Raw genomic sequence first — 5,538 nt, 5'->3', positions numbered from 1 at the left:
CTTGATCGTCAGCGAGCGATCCCCCCGATCGCGCGCTCCCAGGCGAGGGACGCGATGCATTCCCCCCGCATCTCGTCCCTCGCCTCACTCTTTGGGCGGGGGAGGCTGGCTGTGGGCCAGCCCCTTCCCGCCTGGCTGACGCGCGATGCGGCCAGGTACGAACCTCAGCGCAGCCCGGGCGAGGCCGTCAGGACAGTCATCCGGTGCGCCGCCCGGGTCAGCGTGACGTAGAGGACCCGGACCCCACCCGGGGACTCCGCACTGATCTCGGCCGGGTCGACGATGACGGTTGCGTCGTACTCGAGCCCTTTGGTCGACATCGGCCCCACGACATGCACGCGAGCCGGCCCGGCGCCCGACGCGCCGTCGAGCGGGGCGAGCTGCGCGGCATACCGCTGCGGGGTGATGACGGCGATGGCGCCCTCGACCTGCTCGAGGAGCATGTCGACGGCCTCCCGCGCCGTCGCGACCGGGTCTGCACCGAGCGGCCGGACGACGGGGGCGACCCCCGTCTCACGGACGGCCTGGGGGATATCGGCATCGGGCACCTCGCGGCACACGACCTCGGCGGCGTACTCGAAGATCTCGCGGGCGTTGCGATAGTTCGTGTTCATGTGGAAGTGCCGACGGACCTGCGACCCAAGGGCCTCCTCGCGGGCCTGGGCCGCCTCGACGGGGTCGGGCCACGACGCCTGGGCGGCGTCCCCGACGAGGGTCCAGGAGGCGTGCCGCCCGCGGCGGCCGATCATCCGCCACTGCATCGGCGAGAGGTCCTGCGCCTCGTCGACCAGGACGTGGGCGTACTCGTCGGGCCGCTCGAGGCGACCGGAGAGCAGCTGCCCGCGCGGGTCATCCGGCACAATCGTCGAGCGGGCCGGCCCTGACGGGCGGGCGACCGGCTGCACCTCGGTGACGCCGTACGAGCTGAGGTCGTCGAGCTCCTCGATCTCGTAGAAACCGCGTTCCTCCTCCGGCTCGTCCTGGACGGGGCCGAGCCGTGCCGCGAGGTCGTCGAGCAGGGCGATGTCGGCAACGGACCACTCGCCCGTCCTCAGGGCGGTCTGCCACGAGGCGGCAAGCAGCTCCGCCTCGCCCGGCTCCAGCGAACGGCGGGCGTTCTTGCGGACGAGCTCGGCGTCGGTGAGCCAGAGCAGGACCTCACGCGGGTCCACCTGGGGCCACCACGCCTTCAAGAACGCCTCGACCTCGAGGTGGTCCTCCCACCGGTCGACGAACTCGGCCTTCGCGTCCCGGTCCGCCTGGATCCCGAGGGATGCCCAGGCGGCCTCACCCAGCGCCACCCGCGCCGCCGCCGTGCCGGCATTCCGCTGGTGCTGGCGCAGCACCTGGCTGCGCACGTGGTCGAGGGCCCGGCCCTCCAGGCGTACCGCTCGGCCCGCGACCATCGCGCGGAACTCGGTGGGGGCGTCCGGGACCCTGCCTCGTGCGGTGGCGGTGAGCAGGGTGCGGATCCGCGTCGAGCCCTTGATCCGGGCGATCTCCGGTGGGTCGAGCCGCTCGGTGTCGATCGCGTCGACGAGGTCGCCGACGGCGCGCAGGACGACGCTCTCCTCGCCGAGCGAAGGCAGCACCCGCTCGATGTAGGCGGTGTAGGCACCGGACGGACCGACGACGAGGATGCCGCCGGACTCGAACCGGCGCCGGTCGGAGTAGAGCAGGTAGGCGGCTCTGTGCAGCGCGACGACCGTCTTGCCGGTGCCGGGACCGCCGCTGATCTCGGTGACGCCCTTCGCACTCGCCCGGATCGCCTCGTCCTGGTGAGCCTGGATCGTCGCGACGATGTCACGCATCCGCTCCCCGCGGGAGCGGGTCAGCGCCGCCATGAGGGCCCCGTCGCCGACGACGACGAGGTCGTCCGGCGCCTCCGGCACCATGAGGTCGTCCTCGACACCGACGACGCTCGCGCCGCGGCTGCGCAGGACGCGCCGGCGCAGGACGTTCATCGGGTGGGCCGGGGTCGCCCGGTAGAACGGCTCCGCGGCGGGTGCGCGCCAGTCGATGACGAGCGGCTCGTAGTCGTCGTCGCGCACCCCGATGCGGCCCACGTAGCGCACCTCGCGGGTCTCGTCCGGTCCGCTCGTCGCGTGCCCCGGACGTGCCCCGTGACCGTTGGGCGACCGGCTCGCGTGGTCGAGGTCGAGCCGGCCGAAGACGAGGCCCTCGTACTGGGTGTCGAGTGCCGTGCGACGCCGGGCCGCGTGGAAGACGAGGGCATCGCGCTCGAACAGGCTCCCCCCCTCGGCGTCGCCGGTCTCGACCGACCGGCCGAACTGGCCCCGCGAGAGCCCCTCGGCGTGTACGGCCTCGGCGCGACCCGCGGCCTTGTCGAGCTCAGCGAGGACCCGGTCGACCTGGGTCTGCTCGATGGCGATCTGCTCGGCGACGACGTCGGACACGACGTCACGCGCGGTGGCGTTCGAGAACCTCACGGACTCCCCAGTACTCGCTAGCTTCACGTCGGTGCTGCGTCGGGCTGTCGCGTGACATACGCAGGCACTCCGGACGCAGGAACCACTCAGTCTACTGTCCTGGAGCTACTGTCCTGGAATGGCTCCCTGCGCATGCATCCCCCCGACGGGTGAGCCCCTTGTGGGCCGCACCGTCCGGCTCGACGCCATGACGCCCGAAGACGCCGCGGGGCTCTTCGCGGTCTGTTCGGACCCCGAGTGCTACCGGCACGGATACGCCATGGCGGCTGCGCACCGTACGGTCGCCGACACCGAGGCGTACATCGCGGCGTCCATCGGCGCACCTGCCGCCGGCCGGACCGCGTACACGGTCCGGCTCGTCGGCGACTGCAGGCTCGGTGCCGCCGGGACGGTCGTCGGCACCAGCTCGCTCGGTGACATCGACACGGCGCGTGAGCACGCCCACCTCGGCTGGACCATGTACGGCTCTCGCTGGTGGGGCACGGCGGTCAACCCCGAGGCGAAGCTCCTCCTGCTCGGGCATGCCTTCGACACATGCGGCTTCGGGCGGGTGAAGCTGCAGACCGATGTCATCAACGAGCGTTCCCGCGCGGCGATCGAGAAGCTGGGTGCGACCTTCGAGGGCGTGGTGCGGCGGGACCGGCCGCGCATCGACGGGTCCTGGCGCGACACCGCCGTCTACTCGATCCTGCTCGACGAGTGGCCGCAGGTCCGGGCGGGCCTGCTCGGCCGGCTCGGCGGGTGACGCCCTAGGCTGTCCGCCGTGAAGGTCCTCGTCCTCGGTTCCGGCGCCCGTGAGCATGCACTCGTCAAGGCCGTCGCGGCAGACCCGGAGGTCGAGGCGGTCATCGCCGCTCCCGGCAACCCCGGCATCGACGCGACCGCGCTCTGTGTCCCGGTCGACATCCTCGACGGCACCGCTGTCGCGGCGCTCGCCGAGCAGCACGCCGTCGACCTCGTCGTCATCGGACCGGAAGCACCCCTCGTGGCCGGTGTCGCCGATGTATGCCGCTCAGCCGGCTTCGCTGTCGTGGGGCCCTCGGCCGCCGCGGCCCGGCTCGAGGGCAGCAAGTCGTTCGCCAAGGAGGTCATGGCCGCCGCCGAGGTGCCGACCGCGTTCGCCCGGGTCTGCACCACGGTTGAGCAGGTCGAGTCGGCCCTCGGTGCCCTCGGCGCACCGCACGTCGTCAAGGAGGACGGGCTCGCGGCCGGCAAGGGCGTGGTCGTCACCGACTCCCGGGACGCGGCCGTCGCACACGCCCGGGCGTGCTTGGCCAAGGAGGGCGGGTGCGTCGTCGTCGAGGAGTTCCTCGACGGCCCCGAGGTCTCGCTCTTCTGCCTCTCTGATGGGACCACCGTGGTGCCGCTGCAGCCTGCCCAGGACTTCAAGCGGGTCGGCGACGGCGATGCCGGCCCCAACACCGGCGGGATGGGTGCCTACTCGCCGCTCGGCTGGGCGCCGCCGACGTTGGTGGCCGACGTCGTGCAGCGAGTCGCCCAGCCGACGATCGACGAGATGCGCCGCCGGGGCACCCCCTTCGTCGGGATCCTCTACGTCGGGCTCGCCCTCACCTCGCGTGGCCCGAGGGTCGTCGAGTTCAACGCCCGGCTCGGGGACCCCGACGGGCAGGCTGTCCTCGCTCGCCTCGAGACGCCCTTTGCGCAGCTGCTCCTGGCCACGGCGACCGGTGCGCTCGCGGACTTCCCCGACCTGCGATGGTCGAGCGACGCCGCCGTCGTCGTCGTCGTCGCGTCGGCGGGCTATCCGGCCGCGCCGCAGACCGGTGACCCCGTCACCGGGCTCGATGCCGCCGCTGAGGTGCCGGGGGTCGCGGTCCTGCACGCCGGCACGAAACGCGACAAGCGCGGGACCCTCGTCTCGGGTGGGGGTCGCGTCCTCGACGTCGTAGCGGTGGGCACCGATCTGACGAAGGCCCGGTCAGCGGCATACCGGGCGGTGGCGCTCATCGAGCTCGAGGGGTCCCACCATCGGACGGACATCGCGCTCAAGGCGGCGCGCGGCGAGATCACGGTCGGCTGAGGCGAGCGCTCCAGGCCCGATCGCCCGAGCAGATGGCAGGCTGTACGTGTGACCGACCTCCCTATCGAACTGCCCGGCTACGAGCACATCTACTCCGGCAAGGTGCGTGACCTCTATGCGCCGGTGGGGGCCGACGGTCAGGTCGTGCCCGACCGGCTGTTGCTCGTCGCGTCGAACCGCCTGTCGGCCTACGACTGGATGATGACGCCGGAGATCCCGGACAAGGGCGAGGTGCTGACGCGGCTGTCGCTCTGGTGGTTCGACCAGCTCGCGGACATCGTGCCCAACCACGTCGTCTCGACCAAGGCGCCTGCCGTGCCTGATGCCGTGGCTGGGCGGGCCGTGCTGGTACGCCGGCTCGAGATGCTCAAGGTCGAGGCGATCGCCCGGGCGTACCTGACCGGAGGGGGTCTGGAGGAGTACCGCGAGAAGGGGTCGGTGTGCGGGGTGCCGCTGCCGGAGGGGCTGGTCGACGGGTCGATGCTGCCCGAGCCGGTCTTCACGCCGACGACGAAGGCACCGGTCGGCGAGCACGACCTGCCGATGACGCAGGCGGAGGTGGAGGCGGCGCTCGGGGTGGATGTTGCGACCGAGGTGTCGCGGCTGACCCGGGCGATCCTGGTGCGCGGCAACGCGATCGCTGCGGTTCGCGGGGTCCTGATCGCCGACACCAAGGTGGAGTTCGGGCTGGCCGACGCGGGGGCAGACGAGTCGGGGCTGGTCCTCGCCGACGAGGTGCTGACACCGGACTCGTCGCGGTTCTGGCCCGCGGACGTGTGGGAGCCCGGTCACCCGCAGCCGTCCTACGACAAGCAGTTCGTCCGCGACTGGCTGACCTCGCCCGAGTCCGGGTGGGACCGGTCGAGCGGCAAGGCTCCGCCGGAGCTGCCCGCGTCGGTGGTCGAGCAGACCCGGGCCAAGTACGTCGAGGCGTACGAGCGCCTGACCGGTGAGAGCTTCTGATCGTCGCCGGATGGCGGTGTCGACGATCTGCCGCCACCTTTGCTGCCGCGGCGGGATTGTGAGTGGCGGTGTCGACGATCTGCC

General features: G+C 72.2%; 4 protein-coding genes. 3 read left to right on the top strand and 1 reads right to left on the bottom strand.

Annotated features, from left to right (window positions below; genetic code table 11):
- Positions 1–164: 164 nt before the first annotated feature.
- Positions 165–2,450: a UvrD-helicase domain-containing protein gene (locus L0H79_RS20175; protein ID WP_301486432.1), complete on the bottom strand. Its 2,286-nt coding sequence runs from the start codon at positions 2,448–2,450 to the stop codon at positions 165–167.
- A 187-nt stretch (positions 2,451–2,637) separates the two neighbouring features.
- Between L0H79_RS20175 and L0H79_RS20170 the strand changes: the two genes are divergently transcribed.
- From L0H79_RS20170 to L0H79_RS20160, 3 genes are read left to right on the top strand one after another with little or no spacing between them, the layout of a single operon-like run.
- A complete protein-coding gene (locus L0H79_RS20170) occupies positions 2,638–3,195 on the top strand; it encodes a GNAT family N-acetyltransferase (RefSeq protein WP_301486431.1) in 558 nt (185 codons plus the stop codon).
- 18 nt (positions 3,196–3,213) lie between these two features.
- Positions 3,214–4,491, top strand: a complete 1,278-nt coding sequence (gene purD / locus L0H79_RS20165; protein ID WP_301486430.1) for a phosphoribosylamine--glycine ligase — start codon at positions 3,214–3,216, stop codon at positions 4,489–4,491.
- A gap of 48 nt (positions 4,492–4,539) precedes the next feature.
- Complete coding sequence (locus L0H79_RS20160) at positions 4,540–5,454, top strand: phosphoribosylaminoimidazolesuccinocarboxamide synthase (RefSeq protein ID WP_301486429.1); 915 nt, start codon at positions 4,540–4,542, stop codon at positions 5,452–5,454.
- The last annotated feature ends 84 nt before the right edge of the window (positions 5,455–5,538 follow it).

This window comes from Intrasporangium sp. (genome assembly GCF_030452765.1).
In the GTDB taxonomy this organism is placed as follows: Bacteria; Actinomycetota; Actinomycetes; order Actinomycetales; family Dermatophilaceae; genus Intrasporangium_A.
The sequence above is the reverse complement of the archived record's forward strand: the minus strand, read 5'-3'. Positions and strand labels throughout refer to the sequence as shown.

Bases quoted from the DNA above. Each gene is read 5' to 3' on its own strand.
- L0H79_RS20170 (WP_301486431.1), top strand. From the start codon at position 2,638: ATGACGCCCGAAGACGCCGCGGGGCTCTTCGCGGTCTGTTCGGACCCC.